Here is a 23,924-nt window from a genome sequence, read left to right as displayed (position 1 = left end):
AGTTCAAATCCTCTGAAACTCTAGCAACGGTCGGAACTTCCGCCACAACGGCGTAGAATTGCTGGCCTCACATTTTTGTGATCGGATTTGTTGCAAATTTGCCAGCGAAGTCGTATTTTGAGACTGGCCCCGAATTTCTGGGGAATATCAGGAAATTAATAAAGGAATGACGGACATGAAATTGAAATTCGCTACAGTTGGCGCGTTTGCATTGATCTTGGGCGCGTGTTCGCAACAGGAAGAACCGGCACCGGTTTATATCACTCCTGAATACGACAAGGTTGGAAACCCAAGCTGCCCTGCGGGTACTCAGCTGGCAACGACCGAAGCAGGTCAGACAGTTTGTGACCCCGTCGCACAATAACCATATCGCGGGCGACCTTCGCGGGGTCGCCCGTTTCCAGAAACGTGCCGCCCTTTGGGCGGTTTTTTCTTGCCTGCATCCCCCGGATTGAGGTTTTGTCCGCTCTACTGTTATGCAGAGGGCGCATGAGAAACTTTCTGATCCGATTAAAACACCGCACAGTCTGGAGTTGGCAAGGACTGGCCGCCACGTGGCGCGACGAGTATTCGTTTCGTGTTTGGGGCTGGGCTAATCTCATTTCCGCTGGGCTTGCGGTTGCTTTGCCTCTTACAGGCAGTCTGCGCGCGCTAATCATCGTGCTGGGCATATTGGTTATGGTCGCCGAACTGTTCAACACGGCGATCGAACGGGCTGTAGATCACACATCCACCGACCACAGCATATTGGCTGGTCAAGCCAAGGACGCCGCCAGCGCGGCGGTTGCGCTGACAGCCGTTGCCGCCGGGGTTGTATGGGTCATTGGCCTGATCACACTGATCTGACGCGAGCTATTTGATTCGATATCTTGCAAACCCGCGATGGAATTTATGATGCCGAAACCCATGGCGTCGCGGCGTATAGTATTTCTTTTTGTGCCGCTTGAACGACGATCGGTGGTGCTTTTTTACCGGTTTCGCGTGATGTAATTTCGCTTTTGCAGCAGGTTTATGCACTTTCGGCGCGATAAAATGCCGATGTACCCGCGCTTTTCCGCGATGCGAAATGCCGAAGGATTTCACCCCGGAAAGCGTAACTTTGGCCGAACTGCCATGTCGGTAGTCAGCGGCGGCAGGGGCCGCAATCAGTTGAGTGGCAAGCACCGCCACTGCTAATTTCGCCGCGAAGGGACGTAGTTTAGTCATGATAACCCTCCTTCTTGCGTGTTGAGGTCTCATGTCTATGTGGGGCGCCGAGTGGTTGATCTCCAATAAACTCGGCTCACGCTTCGACTATAATCAGTGACCGATCAGGCCAGTTTGCCCCAGAGATCGTATTCCCCCGCTTCATCCACTTCGACCGAGACAATATCGCCGGGTTCGAGATCCGCGAACTCTTCGTCAATGAACAAATTGCCATCGATCTCGGGCGCGTCGGCCTTGGTGCGGCAGGTGGCGGCCTCGTCATCGACCTCATCCACGATCACGTCCAGCGTTTGTCCGACCTTTGCGGCCAGCTTTGCCTCGGATATCGCCTGCGCCTTTTCCATGAAGCGTTCCCAGCGGTCCTGTTTGACCTCGGCCGGAACATGATCAGGCAGATCGTTCGAGCGCGCCCCGTCCACGTTTTCGTACTGAAAGCAGCCAACGCGATCCAGCTGCGCCTCGTCCATCCAATCCAGCAAAGTCTGGAACTCGGCATCGGTCTCACCGGGATAGCCGACGATAAAGGTCGAACGCAGGGTGATGTCGGGACAGGTGGCGCGCCATGCGGCGATCTCGTCCAGCGTTTTGGCAGCCGCCGCCGGGCGTGCCATACGTTTCAGAACGTCCGGATGGGCGTGTTGGAATGGAATATCCAGATAAGGCAGCACGTTACAGCCTGCATCCGCCATCAGCGGGATCAGCTCCCGCACATGCGGGTAGGGATAGACGTAATGCAGGCGTACCCACGCATCGAGCTGCCCCAACTCGCGCGCCAGATCGGTGATGTGGCTGCGGACCTCGCGATCTTTCCACGGGTTCACGTCATATTTGCGGTCCAACCCATAGGCCGACGTGTCCTGAGAGATCACCAGCAGCTCGCGCACGCCATTGTCGACCAGCTTTTCGGCCTCGCGCAGCACCGCATGGGCCGGGCGGCTGGCCAGCTTACCGCGCATGTCGGGGATAATGCAGAACTTGCACTTGTGGTTACAGCCCTCGGATATTTTCAGATAGCTGTAATGGCGCGGGGTCAATTGCACGCTGGCGGCGGGCAGCAGGTCTACGAACGGATCGGGATCCGGTGGGACCGCCTGATGCACGGCGTCCAGCACCTGTTCATACTGATGTGGCCCGGTGACGGCCATGATGCGCGGATGATGCTCGCGGATGTAATCCGGCTCGGCCCCCAGACAGCCCGTGACGATAACCTTGCCGTTTTCGACCAGAGCTTCTCCGATTGCGTCCAGTGATTCTGCTTTGGCGCTGTCAAGGAACCCGCAGGTGTTCACGATCACGGCATCCGCCCCTGAATAGTCCGGAGAAATACCGTACCCTTCCGCCCGCAGACGGGTCAGGATGCGTTCACTGTCCACCAAAGCCTTGGGGCAACCCAGCGACACCATACCAATGGTCGGCTGGTTCGCGCGGGGCGCTTCGGTGATCCGGGCGGCAGGCGCCAGGTCGGGGCGGAGGTTCGGCGGGTTTGTACTCATGGCGCGGCATATAGTGGGGAACGCTTCCCCTTGCAAATGCACTGAAGGCCAAGAATGATCATTTCCAAACAAGCCGAAGGGCGGAGAGCAGAAAAATGAAATGGCTGTTGCGCATTGTTTTCCTTTTTATAGCGGTGCTTGGGCTGGTAATGGGCGCTTTGCTACTGATGCCAGGTGACAAGTTGGCATCCATACTGGCTGAGCAGGTCAAAGCGGAAACCGGGCGCGATCTGAACCTGTCGGGCGATGTCCGTTTATCGTTCTGGCCTGTCTTGGGAATGGAAACCGGCCCCGTTGCCTTTGGCAACGCGCCTTGGGCAGGCTCCGATCCGATGCTGAGCGCCCAAAGCCTGGCCGTGGGCGTTGACGCGGCGGCGCTGATGGGGGGCGATTTGCGGATCAAACGGATCATTGCCGAAAACCCGACACTGCGGCTGGAATTGTCGGATGGGCGCGGGAACTGGGAGTTCACTTCGGCAACCCCGACTGAGGGCACCACCAGCGCAGCAGCGACCCCAGCGCAAGGGCAGCAAGGCGCGGTGACATTGGACCGTCTGCAGTTAACGAACGCGCGGCTTGTCTATGTCGAGAATGGTTCCACTCGGTATGATTTCGACAATGTCGATCTGGCCGCAAGTTGGCCGGACCCAAGTGCACCTATGACCCTCGAAGCCCAAATGAAGGTGCCGGGTGGCGCTGTGGACGTCGATCTGACGATTCCTGACCTTCCCACCTATGCTTCGGGTGTCGCGACGCCTTTGACCGTGACGTTGACTGCTCCTGGCGGAGACGTGCGATTTGAGGGCCGCGTTAACCTCGCTGGTGAGATGGACGGCAATTTCCACGTCAGAACGCAAAACACCGAGCGGATGCTGGCAGCCTTCGGTCAAGCTGGCGTTGGCGTACCACTGGGGTTGGGGACGGCGGCAGACATATCGGGGCATATGACTTACACGCAGGATGGTCGCATTTCTGTTCGCGATATGATTGCTCAACTGGACGAAAACCGAGTGACCGGCGAGGCGGATATTCTGATCTCGGATCCTCCACAAATCACGGCGCGGCTGGACGCTGGTGACTTGGACCTGTCGAAATATAACACGGCCCCGGCAGGCCCGTCAGGCGGAACAAGCACAGGTCCGGTTAACGACAAAGGGTGGTCCACCGATCCTATCGACGCATCGGCTTTGGCACTGGCGAACGGGAAAATTCGGCTGAAGGCCAGCTCGATTGCAGTTCCGGGACTGACCCTGGGCCCCAGCGATCTGACGCTGAACCTTGATCGGTCGCGCGCAGTTCTGCAGATGAATCCGGCCAGCTTGTTTTCGGGTCAGTTGACCGGGCAGGTCGTGGCCAATAACCGAAGCGGATTGTCGGTCGGCGGTGACCTCAAGGCCGAGGGCATCGACATCGAACAGGCTTTGACTGCGCTTGCGGGTGTCGATCGCCTGTCAGGGACTGGGACAGGTTCGTTCAAGTTCCTCGGTGTTGGCCAAACCGAAGATCAGATCATGCGGTCGCTCAGCGGCGATGGGCGGCTGGATGTTGGTGCCGGGGTCATCAGCGGATTTGATCTGGACCGTCTGATGGGACGCAGCTCGGAAACGGGTGGGACAACCGTCTTCAACAGCCTTTCAGCAAGTTTCACCTTGGATCAAGGCGTGCTTAGGAACGACGACTTGTTGATGTCACTCAAGAATTTCCGTGCGGATGGTGAGGGGCGTGTGGGCATTGGCGCGCGTGACATTGATTATCTTTTCACCCCTACAGCATTGCGGGCTAACGCAGGTCAGGGGCTTTCGGTACCCGTCCGCATTGTCGGCCCCTGGAGCAATCCATCGATCCAACCTGACCTAAGCAAAGTGCTTGAAGCGGCAGCAGAGGGCAAAGTCAAAGAGTTGGAGGATGATGCCAAGCAAAAAGTTCTGGAAAAGGTTGGCGATGAGCTTGGAGTTGCGGTGACCGACACGGAAAGCATCGAAGATGCGGTAAAAAACAAGCTGCAGGAAGAGGCCGCAAAAGGGTTATTGAAACTCTTGGGCGCAGATTGAGAGGGCAGGGGGCGCAAAGTGCACCCCATGCCGGTTCAGATGGTTTGGTCGTAGTCGCCGACGCCAGGTTCCGTTCGAATAACGGCGTCGATATCAGCGAAAATCGCACGCATCTCTTCTTCGCTTTCGCTGCTTTCGCATACGACAACCAGATTGGGCGTGTTGGACGATGCGCGAACCAATCCCCAGCTGCCATTGTCCAGAATGACACGGGCTCCGTTGACAGTGACCACCTCTTTTATGTTGCGCCCTGCGAAAGTCTCGCCAGCTTCGGATTTGGCGACCAGCTTGTCGACCAGACGCTTTAGGATGTCGTATTTTTCGGTATCCGCTGCGTAGGGTGACATGGTCGGGGTCGACCAAGTCTTGGGGAGGGCCTTGCGTAGATCAGACATGCTTTTGTCGGGGTTTCGATCCATGAGCTTGCAGATCTCAACCGCTACGCGCATCCCGCAGTCATAACCACGCCCGATGGGTTCAGCCAGGAAGTAGTGGCCCGACTTTTCGAAACCAGCTAGCGCATTGATTTCCTTAACCCGCCGTTTCATATGGCTGTGGCCCGTCTTCCAGTAATCCGCTTTGACGCCGTGGGCCTGCAACTCGGGGTCACTGGCAAACAGGCCGGTGGATTTCACGTCGGCCACAAAGGTTGAATTCGGGTACAGCTTGGCCAGATCGCGAGCCATGATCACACCGACCTTGTCGGCAAAAATTTCCTCGCCCTCGTCATCGACAACGCCGCAACGATCGCCATCACCGTCAAACCCCAGCGCCATGTCGGCACCGCTTGATTTCACGCTGTCGGCCATGTCGTGCAACATCTCCATGGCTTCGGGGTTGGGGTTGTAGTTGGGGAAAGTATAATCCAGCCTGTTATGACTGGGCACAACCTCGACCCCCATCCGTTCAAAGACCTCGGGTGCGAAGGCCGACGCCGTTCCATTGCCCGTCGCGCAGACGACTTTCAGCGGGCGGGACATTTTGAAATCGCCGACCAGATCGTCGATATACGCCTCTTTCACCCCGTCGACAAATTCATACGAACCGCCTTCGTGCGGCTGACCTTCGCCGTTCAGAACAATGTCGCGCAGCTCGGACATTTCATCGGGACCATGGGTCAACGGACGCTCAAACCCCATTTTGACCCCTGTCCAGCCGTTCGGGTTGTGGCTGGCCGTGACCATCGCAACCGCAGGCACATCCAGATGGAACTGCGCGAAGTAAGCCATCGGGCTAAGTGCCGGGCCGATATCCTTGACCTGTATCCCCGCCTGCATCAGCCCCAGGATCAGCGCGTTCTTAATCGCAAGAGAGTAGTCTCGATAGTCGTTGCCAACCGCGATCACCGGCGCGATTCCGCGGCGACGCATCTGTGTTCCTAGACCCAGACCCAGCGCTGTCATGCCCGGCAAGTTGATCTCTTCGGGGTATTTCCAACGCGCGTCGTATTCACGAAAACCCGTTGGCTTGATCATCGCGTCGCGAAGAAATGTCCAGGTGTTCGGGGTCACCTCGGGGAGTGGTTTGGTCATCAAGAATCTCGGTTGTTAAATCTGAATCGGATTGGCTTTGGCAAGCGTATCAAATCGCATCAATGTATCAATCAGTTGAGGCATCTGATCCAGGTAAATCATATTCGGGCCATCACATGGCGCATTGTCGGGATCCTGATGCGTTTCCATAAAGACGCCAGCAACGCCAACAGCAACGGCCGAACGCGCCATAACAGGCGCAAATTCGCGCTGGCCACCGGATGCGCCGCCCAAACCGCCGGGTTGAGCCACAGTGTGTGTGGCGTCCATGATTACCGGATACCCGGTTCGCGCCATTTCCGGTAGCGATTGCATATCGACCACCAGACGGTTGTAGCCAAAGCTGACGCCACGCTCGGTCAACATGATGTTGTGGTTGTCGGTGCTTTCGATCTTGGCAGCAACATTTTGCATGTCCCAAGGGGCCAGGAACTGTCCTTTCTTGACGTTCACCACCGCGCCTGTTGCGCCTGCCGCCTTAAGCAAGGCAGTCTGGCGACACAGAAACGCAGGGATCTGAAGGATATCGCACACCTCGGCCACTGGGGCGCATTGTTCTTTCTCATGTACATCGGTGGTAACTGGCACCCCGATGCTGTCCTTGACCGATTGCAGAACGGACAACCCCTTTTCCAACCCCAATGCAGGGGCGGCATTTATCGAGGTGCGGTTGGCCTTGTCGAACGAGCCCTTGAACACGTATTGCGCGCCCGCGGCATCGCACGCCTCTTTCATTTTACCGGCGATCATTTGGGCATGATCGGCGCTTTCAAGCTGGCAGGGGCCGGCAATGATTGTCAGAGGCAGATCATTGCCGACCGTGAGATCGGAGATTTTTACATGTTTCATGTGTTTTACGAGGATACCTGTTCACGAAGGACCGACGCGGTAAGCGAGATCAACAGGTAGATACCAGCAAACAACAGGAATGCCAAAATCGTATTTTCGAATTTGCGCGGGTAAGTGGGGTCCTGACTGGGCACAGGATTAACCGAGACTGTCAGATATCTAACCTTACGGTTTGCCTCGGTCCGGGTGGTTTCCATTTGCTGCATGGCGTTTTGCAGCATCATATCCCGGGCAATCAAGTCGGCCTGAGCCATTTGAAGGCGCACGCTAAGCTGGGCAAGCGAATTTTCGCCTGCCGAGACATCCAGCATCTGTGCATTAAGCTCATCCAGGACTTGTTCAAGACGACGGATATCTGCACGCGCGCCATCGACCTTGGCTTGGTTGGGCCGCAGGTTGTCCAGCAAAGCAGCCAATTGCAGTTCTTTGTCTTGAATCTCGGTTTCCAGCGCGTTGATGCGCCCGCGCAGACCAGCGATCACGTTTTCAGGGTCCAGCAAAGCACCTTGCAACTGCAACTCGATCAAGTCTTCCTGCGCTTTTCGGCGCTCGGCCTGGGCCAACTCGAATCCGGCGCGGGCCTCGCGCATCTGGTCTTCGCGTTTCAACTCGGTCAGTCCGTTGATCGTTTCTTCAGCATAGGACAACAAGCGCTCGGACAGACCGACGGCAAGCTCGGCCGATGGGGCGGCAACCTCCATCCGTATGATCCCGTCGCTTGGGTCATATCCGATCGTTATCATCCGTTTGAACAGCTTGTAGGTTTCTTCCAGACTGGCATCAGGCGACAGGCGCTGAATTGGATCAATCCACTCCTGTTTGAAGATGTCGGCGAAGCCCATGTCCCGATCCAACCGAAGAAGGGCATCTTTGGATTCCAGGAACTCCTGCGTCGCCACCGAGTCCTGCGCTGTGGCATATTGCGTACCGGCCAAAAACCCACGGAACGATGCGCCTCCGCCATCGGCCTGAAGAATCGAGAAAGCCGAATCGCTGGCATACATTGGGGTCGCGTAGCGATAGAAATAGATGCCCACGATTAGCGTCGGAAGCAGAACAAACGCAGCGAGTCGCGCGAACAATGCCAGCAGCTTGCGCCTGCGTCTGCGGGCAATGTCCCTTTGGATCTCCTTGATCTCAATCTCGCGACGCTCTGCCGGGTTCATTTCGGGGCCAGGCAGGGTTTGAGCGGCTTCAGAAAACGTTTGTGGCAGTTGGATGGTGATTTTGTCCTTGGCCTCACCCTCAGTGTGTTTCTTTTCAGCGGCCAGATCTAAAAGGTTAGCCCGTTCAAACGGGTCGATACCTTTTTTCCGCAAAAGGCGTACAGCATCATAATCCGAGGTCGCGGCTAGCCCGTTTTTCTGAGCAAGACGTCGTGCCACCCTAAGCTGCCGTCCGGTCAGCCCTTCGCGTTTGATCTCGTCGATTTCAGTAGCAGTCTGCGACTCGTTTGCGGCGGCCGGAGCCTGCGTTGCCTTGCGAATACGCGATATCGCCTCAGCGCGCGCTTCAGGGTCGCCAGAGCCTTTGCGTTTGCGGCGCAGGTTGTAGATGCTAGCCTTGGGTTTGGTAGTCATATAGCTGCTTAGCCTCTTCCAAGGTGTCAAACATGTAAAGCTGACCGTCCACGAGAACGGCAGCCTGACGGGCGAATTTTTCCAGCACTGCAGGGCTGTGGGATACGATGACCAATGTGGTCGTGCGCAACCTTTCCCTCAGAATGTCACCGGCTTTCCTGTTGAACTCGACATCCGTGGTGGCGGGCATGCCTTCGTCAATCAGATACATGTCGAAATCAAGTGCCAGCATCAAGGCAAAGGTGAAACGGGCCTTCATGCCTGATGAATACGTGGCCATTGGCTGATCAAAATACTCGCCCAGATTGCACAGCCATTTACAATAGGCTTCGACGTAGTCGGGATCCATGCCATAGATTTTCGCGATATATCGCGCGTTTTCCAATGCCGAAAGCTTGTTCGCAACGCCACCGGTGAACCCCATCGGAAACGAAATCCGGCAGGATTTGCGGATCACGCCTTCATCCGGTTTCTCTAACCCGGCCATCATGTTGATCAGTGTTGTTTTGCCGGTGCCGTTCGGGGCAAGCACGCCCAGAGATTTCCCAAGCTCAACCCGGAACGACACCCGGTCCAGGATCACCTTGCGGCGCGTCCCGGTCCAGAAAGACTTACTGACGTTCTCAAACTCAAGCATACTGGGCCTGCTACATATGTCTTTTTATTGCACCGACCAAGCCGGTGATGCCGCGTTCACGCGTGCTGCATTATGTCGAAAAATGAGGGGGGGGATCAATGCGTTCGCTTGCATGCTGTTGCTATTGTGACTTTTCCATCTGTTGGCGTCCAAAGGCGCGTTGTCTATCCTTTGATCTAACCGTCACTCATTTTGATGCAGGAAACCTTGCGATCTGATGAATACACTCGAGAAAGACATCGCAGCCTGCAGGATCTGCGCCGATAGGTTTGCCGACACGCACACTGCGCACGAACCTCGACCGGTGGTCTGGTTCCGCAAAGGGACTTCGGTTCTGATTGCAGGGCAAGCACCCGGCGCACGCGTTCATGAATCCGGTCGCCCTTTTACCGACCCCTCGGGAGATCGCCTGCGGGATTGGTTGGGGCTTGATGAACCGACATTCTATGACCGCTCAAAAGTATCGATTGTGCCAATGGCATTCTGCTTTCCCGGCTATGATGTGCGCAAAGCCGATCTGCCTCCACCGCCGATCTGCGGGCAAACCTGGCATGACCGGGTGATGCAAGCGCTGGGCGAAATGCCGTTAACGGTTCTGGTCGGGGGCCATGCGCATAAATATCACCTGGGAACCAAAAGCTCGGTGACGGAAACGGTGCGCAACTGGCAGGACCATGCGCCGCGCGTCTTTGCCTTGCCTCATCCGTCTTGGCGGAATACGGCATGGATGAAGAAAAACCCCTGGTTCGAGGCCGACCTTCTGCCGGTCTTGCGTGCGCGGGTGCAAGAGGTTCTGAATGACTGACACAACAGCTCTGGATGCCGCCCATTCCGCGATGGAGGCTGCCCCACTGGACGATGCTGCCCGGCTGCGCTTTTTTGAACGGCTGGCGGATAGTGAGTTGTTTCTTTTGCTGACCGAAGAGGCGAAAGGCGAAAACATCTCGCCTGAATTGTTCGATGTGGCTGACGGCCGGTTCGTTCTGGCCTTCGATCGGGAAGATCGGCTTGCCCGATTTGCGGAACGCCCCGTGCCTTATGTTGCTTTGTCGGGGCGGATTTTATCCAACATGCTGGCCGGTCAGGGGATTGGTCTGGGCCTGAACCTTGAGGTCGCGCCATCGTCCATGCTTATCCCGTCCGAGGCCCTTGGATGGTTGGATACGACTTTGCAGCACGCGCCGGAGGAAGTGCAGCAACACCTGTCCGAATTTCTGCCCCCCGTTGGGTTGCCCGACGATCTGTTGACGGCCCTGGATGCCAAGCTGGCAACAGCCGTTGGTCTGGCGCAGGCGGCATATCTGGTCAGCACAAAGACGGCTGAGGGCGGCACCGGTCATCTGCTGGGTTTTGTCGGAGCGGTGAGCGGGGCTGAGGCTGCGCTGGCCAAAGCTGCGTCCGAGGCGTTGACCTTTTCGGGTATCGAAGCTGGGGCCATGGATGTCGGCTTTTTTGCAGCGCACGACCCGGCTGCTGCAGCGTTGGCCCGCGTTGGGCTAAGGTTCGATTTGCCCCAGCCCGAGACGTCCGAATATGCACAGATCACACCGGGCAGCGACCCGGAGAAACCACCAATTCTGCGATAATCAGGCCCCGCAGATTAAGCTGCGAGGCCCAATGCGTTATTCTGCTACAGGTTCCAGTTTGTCCTGAGTGCGGGTCTCAAAGTCGCTGGCCTCGTGGCGTTCGTGAAGCTGCATGTGCTTTTCGCCGAAGGGACGATTGACCATGCGGCCGCGCAGTACTGCGGGGCGTTCGTCGACTGCTTTGGCCCAACGCATAACGTTTTTATAGGATTCGACGTCCAGGAACTCGGCGGCGTCATACAGACGTCCCAGAACCAACTGACCGTACCAGGGCCAGATGGCCATGTCGGCGATACTGTAATCTTCGCCTGCAATATAGGCATTTTCCGCCAGTTGCTTGTCCAGAACGTCTAACTGGCGCTTGGTTTCCATGGCAAACCGGTTGATCGGGTATTCCCACTTCTCGGGCGCATAAGCATAGAAATGGCCGAAGCCGCCGCCCAGATAAGGTGCGCTGCCCATCTGCCAGAACACCCAGTTCATCACCTCAGTCCGTTCGGGACCGGATTTCGGCAGAAAGGTGTCGAATTTCTCGGCCAAATGAAACAGGATCGAGGCGCTTTCGAACACGCGCACAGGTTCATCCCCCGACCGATCCCAAAGCGCGGGTATCTTTGAGTTCGGGTTTGCCCCGACAAAGCCTGAACTGAATTGATCGCCCTCGCCGATATTGATCAACCAAGCGTTATACTCGGCCTCTTCATGGCCAAGGGCCAACAGTTCTTCCAGCATCACCGTGACTTTGACACCGTTTGGCGTTGCCAGCGAATACAACTGGAACGGATGGCGTCCTACAGGCAGGTCTTTATCATGCGTCGCGCCGGAAATGGGGCGGTTGATATTAGCGAATTGTCCGCCATTCTGACTGTCCCAAGTCCAAACCTTTGGCGGGGTATAGGTCGATTGCTCGCTCATTTCTTGCCTTCCTCAGCAAATCTGGTGTGCATTGTCTGTCCGCAACAACAGCTAATATTGCAAAGCGCCGAGTCCAACCCCGCATCTGTGGTTCATTTTGTAACATTCGGCGCCAATACTCTCACGTTTCTTCATCGGACGTCACAGCGCCGCGAGCGGGACTGCTCTGCGCCATGAAATCGCTTATTGTCTGTTCAGACCCGGAATGCGGGTGACCTTGAAACCTGAGGACAAGAGGATTGACCTATATGAAACGTTTTGCCCTGACCCTTGCAGCAACGCTGGCATTCGCTGTCCCGGCATTCGCTGGCGATCAGTATGTTGATGGAACTGGTTTTGCTGTTTCAGGCTATGATGTTGTGGCCTATCGCAGCCTGGATCAGTCACCGGTTGGTAAGGCGCAACCGGCGGGCGTTCGTGGGCGTTCCGACATCACCGCTGAATACAATGGCGCAACCTGGGCATTCTCGACCGAAGAAAACCGCGACAAGTTCTTGGAAAATCCCGCGTACTACGCGCCGCAATATGATGGCCATTGCGCCTATGGCGTGTCACGCGGCGGCAAGGTTCCGGCCAACCCGAACCTGTGGCGCATCGTTGATGACAAGCTGTACCTGAACATCACGGACGTGGTTGTTGGTTTCTTTGAGGAAGATATCCCGGGTAACATCAATCTGGCAGAAGGTAACTGGCCGGGTATCGAGCCTGCGAATGCTTCGACCGCAGTTATCCCGAAATTTACCTCGGATGCTCCGATTTCAAACTAATTGGAATCTGACAAACGAAAACCCGGCTGGCATCAGCCGGGTTTTTGCATTTCAGGTCTCAGCTTGCCAGTTCAAAGGCATCCTGCATGGCCTGATCCGCATCGAACCGTATGCGAACACTTTTGGCGCCAGGAAATTTTCGGGCCATGATCTCGTCAGGGACAACGACTTCGCCGGCACCTGCGTTCTTGGATTGGAAATTCAGAACTTCGGTTTCCGTTTTGCGAAACCCGACCAGAACAGATGTGGGCAAAGCAACGCGGTTCGCACCTTTGCAAACCGGAGATTTCACGAAGTATATCAGATTACGACCAAAACACTCGATAGCGCTGGGGATGTGGTCCGAGTCAGCAACGATTTGGTCGGCACCGTCAGTTGGCGCAATGTTGCCAGAATGGGCCAACGCCCGAGCAAGAAGATCACGACAGGCGCTGACTTCGGTATCTTTCAAACGGATCACGCGTTTGCGCAGCTTGGGCCTTTTGGGCTTGCCATGCATCGAGCTCTTGGTGGTCAGCCCCTCTTGCCGCAGAAGATCATAAGCGTCTTTGGCGCGGACAAAATCCGAGCAATCATTGTCAGCGCGGTCAGGATGTGCGCTGAAGGCAATCTTGCGCCAAGCGTTGCGGATGTCGTCGGAACTGGCACTGTGGTTCAGCCCAAGCGCATACAAAGCATCTGTCCGCGCCTTGATCTTTTCAACTGCTTCCATACCCAAATCACTCACTAAACAACAACATGTCCTAGTGTTGTGACGGTCGCAATTTTGTCAAATTTGGTGAGTTTTTAGGGGGTTTATGGGAACAATCTTGCGCTGACCATTTTGATTGTTCCCATTGCTGCGTTTGATTGGCCGGGTATGGTCCGGCCTTTCGCTAGGCCACGTTCTGCAACGAGGGCTTTGGTGTGATCCCAAGGGCAAAGCAAACATCGCGCGTCAGTTCCGGTCGGTTCAGTGTATAGAAATGCAGTTTGTCCACACCGCCTTCTATCAGATCCGAGCACAGTTCGGTGCACAATGCAGTAGCCAGCAAATCCTCGCGGTCATCCCGGAGGGCCTTGTCGAATGCTTGCTCGATCCAGCCGGGAATGCGTGTGCCACAACGTTTGGCAAAGTTGCGCGCGCCTTTCCAGTTCTCGATCGGCAGGATGCCGGGCACGATGGGCTTGTCGATCCCAGCCTTTTCGCAGGCGTCGCGGAAGCGGAAAAAAGTCTCGGCCTCAAAGAAGAATTGCGTCAGCGCTTCGTCTGCGCCAGCGTCCAGCTTGGCTTTCAACCAGTCGACATCGGTGCGGGCGCATTGCGCTTCGGGGTGGATGTCTGGGTAGGCGCCCACGCGGATATTGAACGCGCCGGTGTCCGAAAGCGCTTCGATCAGTTCGACCGAATTGGAGAACCCGTCTGGGTGAGGGACGAACCGGTCCTGTCCTTTGGGGGGGTCGCCACGCAGTGCCACGATGTCTTTCACTCCTGCCTTGGCGAAGGAATCCGCTATTTGCAGGGTCTCAGCGCGGGTCGCATCGACGCACGTCAAATGCGCGGCCACGGGAAGACCCGAAGACTTGTGCAATGTCGCCACCGCATCGCGGGTCAATTCCCGCGTGGTGCCACCAGCGCCATAGGTGACTGACACAAAGCGCGGGTCCAGCGGAGCCAGCGTCTGCACGGTGTCCCACAGGCGGAACGAGGCCTCGAGCGTTTGGGGCGGAAAGAATTCGAATGAAATCTCAGGTTGTGTCATCTCGGCCTCGTAAATACTGGTTGCAGGCCTTGTGCCATGACCTGCATTGTGAGACAAACTCATATTCCTCAAGAACAACATGAGCTCCATTGAATGCACATCGAATTCCGGCACCTGCGCACGATCAAGGCGATCCATGAATGCGGCGGGTTGGCCCGCGCGGCGGATCAGCTGAACATAACCCAGTCTGCGTTGAGCCATCAGATCAAAGGGCTTGAGGATCAGGCCGGCGTGGAATTGTTCCTGCGCCGCTCCAAACCGATGAAACTGTCGGCGGCGGGGTTGCGCCTGTTGCGGCTGGCCGAACAGATACTACCGCAGGTCGAAGCGACGCAGCACGAATTTTCTTCCCTGCGTGACGGGCGCACGGGCCGGATGCATATCGCGATCGAGTGTCATGCCTGTTTCGAATGGCTGTTTCCGGTTTTGGAGGCTTTCCGTAAATCCTGGGGCGATGTGGATGTCGATATCCGCCCCGGTCTGGCCTTTGACGCCTTGCCCGCGCTGCAGAAGGAAGAGGTCGATCTGGTCGTGTCATCTGACCCAGAAGACTTACCGGGGGTCGAGTTCATCAAGCTGTTCGACTATGACGCGGTGTTTGTTGCGGCCTCGGCCCACCCATTGGCACAAAAGGATTTCATTGAGGCCGAGGATTTCCGCGGTCAGACTCTGATCACCTATCCGGTCGAACGCACGCGGTTGGACGTGTTCAGCCAGTTGCTGATCCCCGCGCGGGTGGAACCGGCTGCCATCCGGCAGGTAGAGCTGACAGCGGTCATCCTTTTGCTGGTCGCCTCGAACCGGGGGATTTCGGTGCTGCCTGACTGGGTGGTACGTGAGGTTAAATACAATTCAGACTATGTGACCCGGCCGTTGACCAAAGACGGGATCACCCGCAGCCTCTATGCGGCGGTGCGCTCGGAAGACCTTGAAAAACCCTATGTGCAGGAACTGATCGAACTGGCCGGGACCGAGGCGCGCAAGCTGCAATCGCAATAGGCGCGAAACGGGCGGCTGCTATGCGCATCAAGCCTCTTGGCAAGGGCGCATTGCATCAGTATACGCGCGGTTTGACCGAACAGGAGCCTTGGGACAATGGTAGGCAGTGCAAACCTCAACATCATGATCAAAGCCGCGCGCAAGGCGGGGCGGTCTCTAGTCAAGGATTTCCGCGAAGTCGAGAACCTGCAGGTCTCGATGAAGGGCGCGGGTGACTTTGTCTCCAAGGCCGATATCGCCGCCGAGGCGATCCTGAAAGAGGAATTGCTGGGCGCGCGCCCGACCTATGGCTGGCTGGGTGAAGAAGGCGGCGGGCAGGCGGGTGAAGACCCAACGCGCCGCTGGATTGTCGACCCGTTGGACGGCACCACCAACTTCCTGCACGGGCTGCCGCATTGGGCGATTTCCATCGCTCTGGAACACAAGGGCAAGATCGTTGCCGGCGTGATCTATGACCCCGCCAAGGATGAGATGTTCTTTGCCGAAAAGGGCGAGGGCGCGTGGATGAACGACACCCGCATCCGCGTTTCGGGCCGTCACCGTATGATCGAATCGATCTTTGCGACCGGTTTGCCTTTTGGTGGCCGTTCTGACCTGCCTGCGACCTTGCAGGATCTGGCCCGTATCATGCCCACCTGCGCTGGCGTGCGCCGTTGGGGATCGGCAGCGCTGGATTTGGCTTATGTCGCTGCAGGGCGTTACGAAGGCTATTGGGAACGTCGACTGAACGCGTGGGACGTGGCAGCCGGGATCATCATCGTGAAAGAGGCTGGCGGATTTGTGCAAGCCATCAACCCCGAAGGCAATGTATTGGAAGACGGCGAGGTGCTCTGCTCGAATGAGCCGATCTTTGACCAGTTCTCGAAGGTGATCCGGGGCTGATTTTTTAAGTAGTGTCTTCAAATTGTGTTGGTCTGTTTATAGCATCTTGTGGCTTCGTGGCGTTTGACTAATTTGATACACGATAAACCAGATTTCGGGCGCAGTTGGCACGGAAGACAAGGATGACAGGGTTTCCACATCTCTCGCCCTAATAGTTGTCCTTTGGCCGGCTGGCCTTTGGCTCATTGGCTTCTTCGTCGCTCAACTTGCCCGGCTCAATGGCTGTAAGATATGGGCAAGAGGCCCTGAAGAATGCCTATTCTTAGGAATGGACGTCGGCGAATACATCTACCCGCTTTGGTCGCTGGGATTTTACTTGCTGGGTGTTTTCCTGTGGTTTCCAATCGGGCTTATCCTTCTTGGGGTCATACGCTTCATCCGTCGTGAAACCTGAACCTGGCCGATCACCGCAATCGTTATCCAAACCGAAGGCACCTCACCGCAATGCCCGTTGCATGGCGTCCGAAGGGTTAATAATATTGGCGCGTGCAAGGAACCATTGAATATAGCCTGCGAGATTCTTGGTTGCTGGGCCGCGAAATGGGCGAAGAAAATCTTTGAAGCGCGAATGTAGAGAATTGACGTTCTGGATGTGATATGAGGCCGACATGGTCTTTTGACCTGGTTTGCTTCTAACGATGAAGTGCTCGAAGCCTTGGGCCTTTGAAAGCGCCTTATAAGCGGGATGAGCGTCAGTGCAGAGAACCGCATCGGGAGCCAGCATCGGAGACAGTGCTCGCTTGATGTTAGAATGATTGCGGTTGGGGATGCGCTCGAAGCAGCGGGCACCGCTACGATCTACAACAGTGAGAATGGGCAACCACCACTTGGAGAGACCGCGCAGCATGGGCACCCCTTTCTTGCCGTATTCATACCAGCGCATTCTGGGAAGCTTGGGGTAGTTGAGAGGATCGCGCTGATGTCTGACCCACTCACGACTGCCTTTGCGGGATTCCTTCTGGTATGTTTCGTCGGCCTCAACGATGCCTGAAAAGGCCGTATCGGCTATGCCAGAAGAAGCGGAAAGTGCAATCAAACGCCAGCGCCGTACTGTGTGTTTGTTGAGACCAAGGCGTCTTGCCAGCACGCGAACGGATGATGGCGGGCATGGCCCCAGCATATCCTTCAACACATCAAAGAACAGCCCTGGCCGATGAATGCGCGCAATTCGTGTGCCAATGCGTCCACTGAAGGTCTTTTTTACAGCTTCCACAATGGTAGCGCTGCACATTCGTGCGCGTCTTGCCCCATTTTTGACGCTTGCCACTACCGCAGTGGGGACATTCACGAGCACCGCCACCCTCGATTTGAGCGAGTGCTTCCTTTCTCCTGCGAACATTGGAAATCCGAGCTCTGGCTTCTTCAATCTGCGCAGGGTCCAGCAAATCAAAGTGCTTGAGGAACTGGGTAAATTGGTGCTGATGGATTTTCGGTTCCTTTCAGAAAGTCGAATAATATTGGCCGCTTACGCCCAAAACGAAGAGGGGCAACACGATTTACGGACACTACTATTTTTTTAGCCAGTGCCGAGCAAGCGCGCCCCGTACGAGGCGCGCTTTTTTGTTTATAACGCAATGCGTTGGGCTAACCCGCAGTCCTCAGCCAACCGTGCGGCGACGGATGCGACCGCCAGATCTTGCAGGCCGACGCCTGTTCCATCGAACAAGGTGATCTGATCCACCGAAACCCGGCCAGGATGAACGCCATTGATCACAGCGCCGATGGGCGTAATCGCCTCCTCTGTAAGAGCCCCGTTGCCGACGGCGTGCTGGGCTTCACCAATCGAGACGGATTGCGCCACCTCATCCGTAAAGACCGAGGCCGCAGAGACCAGTGCCGGGTCGACCTCTTGCTTTCCTTTGGTGTCGGTGCCCATGCAGGCCAGATGGGTGCCGGGTTTGATCCACTCCTTCATCAGCAGGGGCTCGAAAGCCGAGGTGATGGTGATGATCACATCCGCCTGTGCGCCCAACTCCTGTGGGCTGACGCTTTCGAATTCCAACCCGATCTCGTCAGCGACGGAGGCCAATCGAGGCAGCATGTCCGGATGTGGATTCCACGCCACGACCTTTTCGAACACGCGTTGCTCGGCGGCTGCGCGCAGTTGAAAGGTGGATTGATGGCCAGCCCCGACCATGCCCAGAACCTTGGCGTCCTTACGGGCCAGATGAGCGATGGACACAGCAGATGACGCCGCAGTGCGCACTGCCGTCAGATAGTTGCCGCCAACCAGTGCCGACAGTCGCCCCGTATCCGGGTCGAACAGGAACACTGTGGATTGATGGTTGGTCAGGCCGCGATCTGTATTCCCTGGCCAATACCCACCGGACTTCACACCCAGCACTTGCCCTTCGCGGTCGAACCCGGACTTGAACCCATAAATCGCATCTGCGTGGCCCAAAGCCTCGCGGATCACGGGAAAGTTTCGCGCCCCGCCGCTGGCCATGGCGCCAAAGACAGCCTCGACAGCATCAAATGCTTGTTGACGGCCCACGAGTTGGGCACATAAATCCTCGGTCACGATCAGCGGTCCGTCTTGAGTAATCATGGCATCCCTCATCGCTTAATACGCCTTTCCGCGCGCCGACACTGGCCACAACGCTTCGACTTTGCCGCCGCGTACGCCGACATACCAGTCATGGACATTGCAAGTGGGGTCGCAGTGACCAGGCACCAGCCGTAGCTTGTCATTGACTTTCAAAACCCCGTCCGGGTCGCCAATCACGCCATGTTCGTCCGAACATTTGAGGTATTCCACGTCGTCACGCCCATATACGAAGGGCAGGCCGCTATCGACAGACTGGGCTTTGAGACCCGCATCGCAGACTGCAATATCAGGTTTGGAATGGCTCATGACACTGGTCAGAATGAACAGCGCGTTCTCCCATTCACCTTGGTCAATCCGGTTGCCGTCCTTGTCCAGAATGCGTCCGTAATCAGCATCCATGAACGCGTAAGACCCGCATTGCAGTTCATTGTAAACGCCTGACTCGCTTTCAAAATAGTACGACCCAGTTCCTCCGCCCGAGACCAGTTCGCAGTCTATCCCTTCGGCTTTCAAACCCTCGACCGCGTCTTTGACCATCGCGATGGCGACGTCCAGTTTTTCCTTGCGGGCTTCATAACTGTCCATGTGCTGCATCGCACCCTGATAGGCCTGTATTCCTGTGAACTTAAGATTTGCGGCGGCGTGAACCGCTTGGGCGATTTCAACGACTGCTGCGGTCGAGGTCACGCCGCAACGTCCTGCGCCGCAGTCGATTTCGACAAAAACCTCCAACTCGGTGCCGTGCCGCATGGCTGCCGACGACAGCTCGGCGATGTTGTCCACGTCATCTACGCAGACGATTGTGCGCGCACCCAGTTTGGGCAGACGCGCCAAGCGATCAATCTTGGCTGGGTCGCGCACCTGATTGGATACGAGGATGTCTTTGATACCACCACGGGCAAAGACTTCGGCCTCGGACACTTTCTGACAGCACACGCCGACCGCGCCACCCAGTTCTTCTTGTAGCTTGGCGACGTCCACGGATTTGTGCATTTTGCCATGCACCCTATGCCGCATCCCGTGCGCTTTGGCGTAGTCACCCATCTTCTTGATATTTCGTTCAAGCGTATCAAGATCCAGGATCAGGCTTGGCGTCTGGATATCGCGCTCGTCCATCCCAATGGCGGCAGGGATGTCGAAGCCGACCTCGTGATCGTCAAATTTCGCGGATTTGTTCATATTCTCTCTCCTCATCCTTGCAACCATGGCAACTTGTCTAGATCGACGTTCCCGCCTGTTATGATCACGCCCACACGTTTGCCGCGGAACACGTCTTGGTTCTTCAAGATGACCGCCAATGGCACCGCCGAAGATGGTTCCATCACCACCCGAAGGTGCTTCCACGTCAATTTCATAGCGGCGATGATCTCGTCATCAGAGGCTGTGAAAATGTCCGTCACATGGTTCGAGACAAAGTGCCATGTGTTCTCTTTCAAGGGCACCAGCAAGCCGTCAGCGACGGTCTTGGGTGCGTCGTCGGCAATTATGTACCCAGCCTTGAAGGACCGAAACGCATCATCTGCCTGCTCGGGTTCGGCCGCGTAAATCTCTGTACCGGATGCAAGGTTCGAGACGGTCAAGCAGGTGCCTGAAACCATGCCGCCGCCGCCAATCGGGGCGATAACGGCGTCAACGCCGCCGGTTTGATCCAGCAACTCAGCCGAGCAAGTGGCTTGCCCTGCGATCACACGCGGATCGTTGTAGGGGTGGATGAACTCACCACCTGTCCGGGCCTGAACCTCGGCAAAGGTAGCCTCGCGCGATGAAGTTGAAGGATCGCATTCCGTAATGGTACCGCCATACCTGCATACCGCGTCTTTCTTGGCCTGAGGCGCGGTGCGGGGCATAACGACGTTGCACGGGATACCCCGGCGACCCGCAGCGTATGAGAGCGACAACGCGTGGTTGCCGCTGGAATGGGTGCACACCCCCTTGACGGCCTCTTCTTCGCTGAGGCTGAAGACCGCGTTGCAGGCACCGCGCACTTTGAAAGCACCTGCCTCCTGAAAGTTCTCGCATTTAAAGAACAACTGCGCGCCGGTCAGGTCATTCAGGTAGTCCGACGTCATCAGCGGTGTGCGTCTGATATGAGGTGCGATCCGCCGTTGCGCCGCGCGCATGTCCGCGATCGTCAAGTTGGCGGCTTGTGAATGATCCAACATCTCAACCCTCCTCACGCGGCTGCCTTGGCGTGGTCCGGCGACCCCTTGCGATAGAAATCCTGTGCGGCGGCGACTCCGCTGCCCAAGTTGATCGGATAGTGCAGATCGGCCATCGCCATCTCAATCGTCGACAGGCCGGACAGGACCATCGCATCCGTCAGGCTACCCAAATGACCAATGCGAAACGCTTTACCGTCAAGCTGGCCCAGGCCGATGCCGAATGACACCCCGTATGCGTTGAACGCGTGATCTGTCAGCGCATTGCTGTTGATACCGTCCGGCACGTAGATCGCGCTGACAGTGTCGGAATAAAGCTCAGGCGACTCGGCAACCAGTCGCAGGCCCCAGGCATCAACGGCGCGCCGAATGCCTTCAGCAAGACGGGTGTGGCGGGCATAGACATTCTCAAGCCCTTCCTCGAACAACATTTTCAGGCTTTCTCGCATCCCGTAGATCAGTTGCAGCGGTGGGGTATAAGGAAAGCCGCCAGACGCGTTGGCTTGCATCATGTCGCGAAAATCGAAGAAAGTGCGCGGTAGCGTCGCCGTTGCCGAAGCCGCCAGAGCCTTGGGGCTGACACAAAGGATCGCCATGCCGGTTGCCAGCATGAACCCTTTTTGCGACCCGGAAACTGCGATATCGACACCCCATTCGTCAAACTCGAACGGCATAGAAGCTAGGGAACTAACACAATCCACGAATAACATCGCGGGATGATTGGCGGTGTCTATTGCGCGCCGAACTGCACTGATGTCCGACCGAACGCCGGTTGCGGTTTCGTTATGGGTCACCAGAACTGCACGGATTTGGTGTGCATTGTCCTTGGACAGGGCGGTTTCGAACTGCTCGGCAGGGGCACCGCTGCCCCAAGGGCAGTCGATCACCTGAACGTCCAGTCCATGCCGTTGGCACAGGTCGATCCAACGGTGACTGAATACGCCATACCGCGCCACCAGCACCTTGTCACCGGGGTTGAGCGTATTGGTCACCGCAGCTTCCCACCCGCCAGTTCCGCTGGCGGGGTAGGTGACGACCTGACCAGAGGTGGTGCCAAAAACTTTCTTTGTGTCTTCAAGAACGGGGGCAAAGGTTTCGATGAAATCAGGGGCGCGATGGTCCTGAGTCTGGACCTGCATTGCAAGACGCAGCCTGTCCGGGATGTTAGTCGGGCCGGGAATGAAAACAGGGTTTTGGTTGGACATGACGTGTTCCTCCGCATTTGAGGTCAGTGTCCGGGAATGCTCGGTTCCGTGCAATTTTCTTGAAAAATATTTTCATTTTTGCAAGTTTATTACTAAGGCGCTGATTTGATTTGAGTTTCTTTTTTTCATTTCTTGGGAAAGAAAAACGGGCCAAAAAAATTTGGCGGCGCAAACCGGAGAAAATGGGATGGAATCTTCAAAAAGACAGCGCGGTAGACCGAAGTCCTTGTTCAAGGAAAGCACGGCCGGGACGATGCAGTCGCTGGATCGCGCGCTAGGTGTTTTGACCGAAACTGCCCGGTTGGAGCGCGCAGCATTAAGCGATCTGGCACGTGAGACTGGTGTACCTACGGCCACCACCCACCGCATTCTGATGACTTTGCAGAAACACGGGTTCGTGGCCTTCGACGAAGAACGACAGGAGTGGATGATCGGGATCGAGGCTTATCGGACCGGGGCCTCGTTCCTGCGCCGTAATAGTGTGATCGAGATTGGGCGGCCAGTCCTGCGCAGATTGATGCAAGACAGCGGAGAAACGGCCAATCTGGCGGTCCCGGACGGGGCGCAGGTGGTGTTTGTCGGTCAGGTTGAAACAGCAAACCCGATCCGGGCGTTTTTCCCACCGGGGGCGCGGACGCCGATGTATGCCTCGGGGACGGGCAAGGCGATTCTGGCCGCGATGGGAGAGGTCGCGCTGACCAGATTGATGACCGGGGCCAAATCGGAACGCTTCACGCCTTATACTTTAATAGACGACGCCCTGTTGCAGGCAGACTTGGATCAAACCCGCGCGCGGGGATGGTCATTAGACCGGGAGGAGCGATATCAGGGAATGTCCTGTATCGGAGCAGCCATATTCAACGACCGGGGCGAGCCTTGTGCAGGTATCTCGGTGTCTGGTCCAACGGTCCGGTTCAACGCTGAACGCGCGCCGGAACTGGGGGCGCTGGTTCAGGCCGCCGCGCAAGAGGTAACGCGGCAAAGCGGTGGTCACCTACCGGCGCGGGATGCGGGGAATGCGGGATTGTGACAGCTTGTATTCGTGCTCGGGGTGCGGCGGGTGGCCGTGGGTGCGGTTCCAATAAGACATCGCGCCGCGCCTTAGCCACAAGGGGACGCATAGGATCAGGCCGACGAGGAACCCACCGGTATGTGCCCAATAGGCGACACCGCCCTTGTCAGGATCGCTTGCCAGGCTGCCGAGGAACTGCATTCCCAACCACACCCCCAACATGACAAAGGCCGGGATAGTAAATACGCGGAAATAGACGACTAGGATCAACAGGATGTCGACGCGGGCTTTGGGGAACATCAGAAGATACCCGCCCATGACGCCAGCAATGGCACCAGACGCGCCAATCGTGGGGATCACTGAGTCAGGAGCTGTCACGACGTGGATCAACCCTGCTCCGATACCGGCCAGTACATAAAACAGCAGAAAGGGTAGATGCCCCATTTCGTCTTCAAGGTTGTCTCCGAAAATCCACAGAAACAGCATGTTGCCCGCAAGATGCATCCAGCCGCCATGCAAAAACATCGAGGTCACAAGCGTTTCCAGCGCAAATCCATCCGTGATACGGGCCGGGATTACCGCGTAATCGAAGTAAAGTTGATTGAGTAACCGCGCGTTATCCATGATCCCCACATAGCTGAGGAAGATCACGATATTCGCCGCCATCAGCAGATAGACGACATACGGTGTGCGCCCCGAGGGGTTATGGTCACGGATCGGAAACATGGCGCGACGCTGGGCTTTTCGCGGCCCAGCGTCAA

General features: G+C 56.7%; 26 protein-coding genes. 10 read left to right on the top strand and 16 right to left on the bottom strand.

The window, feature by feature from the left end; translation table 11 throughout:
* Nucleotides 1-175: 175 nt before the first annotated feature.
* The gene (locus tag ACR3EG_RS15000; protein WP_170352385.1) at nucleotides 176-364 is read left to right on the top strand and encodes a hypothetical protein; all 189 of its coding nucleotides are present in this window, start codon (nucleotides 176-178) and stop codon (nucleotides 362-364) included.
* A gap of 125 nt (nucleotides 365-489) precedes the next feature.
* Nucleotides 490-846: a diacylglycerol kinase gene (locus tag ACR3EG_RS14995; protein WP_480496795.1), complete on the top strand. Its 357-nt coding sequence runs from the start codon at nucleotides 490-492 to the stop codon at nucleotides 844-846.
* Nucleotides 847-852: 6 nt separating this feature from the next.
* Here the strand turns inward: ACR3EG_RS14995 and ACR3EG_RS14990 are convergent, their stop codons facing one another.
* Both ACR3EG_RS14990 and rimO read right to left on the bottom strand, forming a co-directional pair.
* Nucleotides 853-1,206 (bottom strand): hypothetical protein, encoded by a 354-nt coding sequence (locus ACR3EG_RS14990; RefSeq protein ID WP_480496796.1) that lies wholly within the window; start codon nucleotides 1,204-1,206, stop codon nucleotides 853-855.
* A 104-nt stretch (nucleotides 1,207-1,310) separates the two neighbouring features.
* On the bottom strand, nucleotides 1,311-2,699 hold the full coding sequence (gene rimO / locus ACR3EG_RS14985) for a 30S ribosomal protein S12 methylthiotransferase RimO (RefSeq protein ID WP_480496797.1): 1,389 nt from the start codon (nucleotides 2,697-2,699) through the stop codon (nucleotides 1,311-1,313).
* Between the two features lie 95 nt (nucleotides 2,700-2,794).
* On the opposite strand from rimO, the gene ACR3EG_RS14980 reads away from it, so the two are divergent.
* A complete protein-coding gene (locus ACR3EG_RS14980; protein ID WP_480496798.1) occupies nucleotides 2,795-4,750 on the top strand; it encodes an AsmA family protein in 1,956 nt (651 codons plus the stop codon).
* Nucleotides 4,751-4,785: 35 nt separating this feature from the next.
* Here the strand turns inward: ACR3EG_RS14980 and ACR3EG_RS14975 are convergent, their stop codons facing one another.
* Genes ACR3EG_RS14975 through ACR3EG_RS14960 form a run of 4 tightly spaced genes read right to left on the bottom strand, consistent with a single transcriptional unit; the run spans nucleotide 4,786 to nucleotide 9,348 of the window.
* Nucleotides 4,786-6,282 carry a phosphomannomutase/phosphoglucomutase gene (locus ACR3EG_RS14975; RefSeq protein ID WP_209194960.1) on the bottom strand — a complete coding sequence of 499 codons (1,497 nt, stop codon included), beginning with the start codon at nucleotides 6,280-6,282 and terminating at the stop codon, nucleotides 4,786-4,788.
* A gap of 15 nt (nucleotides 6,283-6,297) precedes the next feature.
* Entirely contained in the window at nucleotides 6,298-7,131 is an 834-nt protein-coding gene (gene kdsA / locus ACR3EG_RS14970; RefSeq protein WP_480496799.1) for a 3-deoxy-8-phosphooctulonate synthase, read from the bottom strand.
* 5 nt (nucleotides 7,132-7,136) lie between these two features.
* The gene (locus tag ACR3EG_RS14965) at nucleotides 7,137-8,711 is read right to left on the bottom strand and encodes a KpsE/RkpR family capsule polysaccharide export protein (protein WP_480496800.1); all 1,575 of its coding nucleotides are present in this window, start codon (nucleotides 8,709-8,711) and stop codon (nucleotides 7,137-7,139) included.
* Nucleotides 8,689-9,348, bottom strand: a complete 660-nt coding sequence (locus ACR3EG_RS14960) for an ABC transporter ATP-binding protein (RefSeq protein WP_170352393.1) — start codon at nucleotides 9,346-9,348, stop codon at nucleotides 8,689-8,691. Before ACR3EG_RS14960 ends, ACR3EG_RS14965 begins: the two co-directional genes overlap by 23 nt.
* 217 nt (nucleotides 9,349-9,565) lie before the next feature.
* Between ACR3EG_RS14960 and ACR3EG_RS14955 the strand changes: the two genes are divergently transcribed.
* Both ACR3EG_RS14955 and ACR3EG_RS14950 read left to right on the top strand, forming a co-directional pair.
* On the top strand, nucleotides 9,566-10,153 hold the full coding sequence (locus tag ACR3EG_RS14955) for a uracil-DNA glycosylase family protein (protein WP_480496801.1): 588 nt from the start codon (nucleotides 9,566-9,568) through the stop codon (nucleotides 10,151-10,153).
* Complete coding sequence (locus ACR3EG_RS14950) at nucleotides 10,146-10,934, top strand: SseB family protein (protein WP_480496802.1); 789 nt, start codon at nucleotides 10,146-10,148, stop codon at nucleotides 10,932-10,934. Before ACR3EG_RS14955 ends, ACR3EG_RS14950 begins: the two co-directional genes overlap by 8 nt.
* Nucleotides 10,935-10,970: 36 nt before the next feature.
* On the opposite strand, the gene yghU is transcribed toward ACR3EG_RS14950, so the two are convergent.
* Nucleotides 10,971-11,849, bottom strand: coding sequence for a glutathione-dependent disulfide-bond oxidoreductase (gene yghU, locus ACR3EG_RS14945; protein WP_480496803.1), 879 nt, complete (start codon nucleotides 11,847-11,849; stop codon nucleotides 10,971-10,973).
* Between the two features lie 248 nt (nucleotides 11,850-12,097).
* Here yghU and ACR3EG_RS14940 point away from each other — a divergent pair, with 248 nt between their 5' ends.
* Entirely contained in the window at nucleotides 12,098-12,616 is a 519-nt protein-coding gene (locus tag ACR3EG_RS14940; protein ID WP_480496804.1) for a YHS domain-containing (seleno)protein, read from the top strand.
* Nucleotides 12,617-12,674: 58 nt separating this feature from the next.
* Here the strand turns inward: ACR3EG_RS14940 and ACR3EG_RS14935 are convergent, their stop codons facing one another.
* Both ACR3EG_RS14935 and metF read right to left on the bottom strand, forming a co-directional pair.
* Nucleotides 12,675-13,328, bottom strand: coding sequence for a J domain-containing protein (locus ACR3EG_RS14935; RefSeq protein ID WP_480496805.1), 654 nt, complete (start codon nucleotides 13,326-13,328; stop codon nucleotides 12,675-12,677).
* Between the two features lie 163 nt (nucleotides 13,329-13,491).
* Entirely contained in the window at nucleotides 13,492-14,358 is an 867-nt protein-coding gene (gene metF / locus ACR3EG_RS14930; protein ID WP_480496806.1) for a methylenetetrahydrofolate reductase [NAD(P)H], read from the bottom strand.
* A 93-nt stretch (nucleotides 14,359-14,451) separates the two neighbouring features.
* Here metF and ACR3EG_RS14925 point away from each other — a divergent pair, with 93 nt between their 5' ends.
* The 3 genes from ACR3EG_RS14925 to ACR3EG_RS14915 all read left to right on the top strand — a co-directional run bounded on the left by ACR3EG_RS14925 (nucleotide 14,452) and on the right by ACR3EG_RS14915 (nucleotide 16,633).
* A complete protein-coding gene (locus ACR3EG_RS14925; RefSeq protein WP_170352400.1) occupies nucleotides 14,452-15,357 on the top strand; it encodes a LysR family transcriptional regulator in 906 nt (301 codons plus the stop codon).
* A 96-nt stretch (nucleotides 15,358-15,453) separates the two neighbouring features.
* Nucleotides 15,454-16,239 (top strand): inositol monophosphatase family protein, encoded by a 786-nt coding sequence (locus ACR3EG_RS14920; RefSeq protein ID WP_480496807.1) that lies wholly within the window; start codon nucleotides 15,454-15,456, stop codon nucleotides 16,237-16,239.
* Nucleotides 16,240-16,507: 268 nt separating this feature from the next.
* Nucleotides 16,508-16,633: a hypothetical protein gene (locus tag ACR3EG_RS14915; protein WP_480496808.1), complete on the top strand. Its 126-nt coding sequence runs from the start codon at nucleotides 16,508-16,510 to the stop codon at nucleotides 16,631-16,633.
* Between the two features lie 42 nt (nucleotides 16,634-16,675).
* Here ACR3EG_RS14915 and ACR3EG_RS14910 read toward each other — a convergent pair whose 3' ends face one another.
* From ACR3EG_RS14910 to bhcA, 6 genes are all read right to left on the bottom strand, one after another.
* Nucleotides 16,676-17,359 (bottom strand): IS1595 family transposase, encoded by a 684-nt coding sequence (locus ACR3EG_RS14910; protein WP_480501792.1) that lies wholly within the window; start codon nucleotides 17,357-17,359, stop codon nucleotides 16,676-16,678.
* 13 nt (nucleotides 17,360-17,372) lie between these two features.
* Complete coding sequence (locus ACR3EG_RS14905) at nucleotides 17,373-17,624, bottom strand: transposase-like zinc-binding domain-containing protein (RefSeq protein WP_480496810.1); 252 nt, start codon at nucleotides 17,622-17,624, stop codon at nucleotides 17,373-17,375.
* Between the two features lie 179 nt (nucleotides 17,625-17,803).
* Nucleotides 17,804-18,787, bottom strand: a complete 984-nt coding sequence (gene bhcD, locus ACR3EG_RS14900) for an iminosuccinate reductase BhcD (protein WP_480496811.1) — start codon at nucleotides 18,785-18,787, stop codon at nucleotides 17,804-17,806.
* Nucleotides 18,788-18,802: 15 nt separating this feature from the next.
* On the bottom strand, nucleotides 18,803-19,966 hold the full coding sequence (gene bhcC / locus ACR3EG_RS14895; RefSeq protein WP_480496812.1) for a 3-hydroxy-D-aspartate aldolase BhcC: 1,164 nt from the start codon (nucleotides 19,964-19,966) through the stop codon (nucleotides 18,803-18,805).
* An 11-nt stretch (nucleotides 19,967-19,977) separates the two neighbouring features.
* Nucleotides 19,978-20,949 carry a beta-hydroxyaspartate dehydratase BhcB gene (bhcB, locus tag ACR3EG_RS14890; RefSeq protein WP_480496813.1) on the bottom strand — a complete coding sequence of 324 codons (972 nt, stop codon included), beginning with the start codon at nucleotides 20,947-20,949 and terminating at the stop codon, nucleotides 19,978-19,980.
* An 11-nt stretch (nucleotides 20,950-20,960) separates the two neighbouring features.
* Complete coding sequence (gene bhcA / locus ACR3EG_RS14885) at nucleotides 20,961-22,151, bottom strand: L-aspartate--glyoxylate aminotransferase BhcA (protein WP_480496814.1); 1,191 nt, start codon at nucleotides 22,149-22,151, stop codon at nucleotides 20,961-20,963.
* Between the two features lie 187 nt (nucleotides 22,152-22,338).
* Between bhcA and ACR3EG_RS14880 the strand changes: the two genes are divergently transcribed.
* The gene (locus ACR3EG_RS14880) at nucleotides 22,339-23,181 is read left to right on the top strand and encodes an IclR family transcriptional regulator (RefSeq protein WP_480496815.1); all 843 of its coding nucleotides are present in this window, start codon (nucleotides 22,339-22,341) and stop codon (nucleotides 23,179-23,181) included.
* Here ACR3EG_RS14880 and ACR3EG_RS14875 read toward each other — a convergent pair.
* Nucleotides 23,146-23,889 carry a rhomboid family intramembrane serine protease gene (locus tag ACR3EG_RS14875; protein WP_353393650.1) on the bottom strand — a complete coding sequence of 248 codons (744 nt, stop codon included), beginning with the start codon at nucleotides 23,887-23,889 and terminating at the stop codon, nucleotides 23,146-23,148. The genes ACR3EG_RS14880 and ACR3EG_RS14875 overlap by 36 nt on opposite strands.
* Between the last annotated feature and the right edge of the window lie 35 nt (nucleotides 23,890-23,924).

This window comes from Ruegeria sp. AM7 (assembly GCF_056535965.1).
Note: the sequence above shows the minus strand (reverse complement) of the source record. Positions and strands in the feature narration are given on the sequence as shown.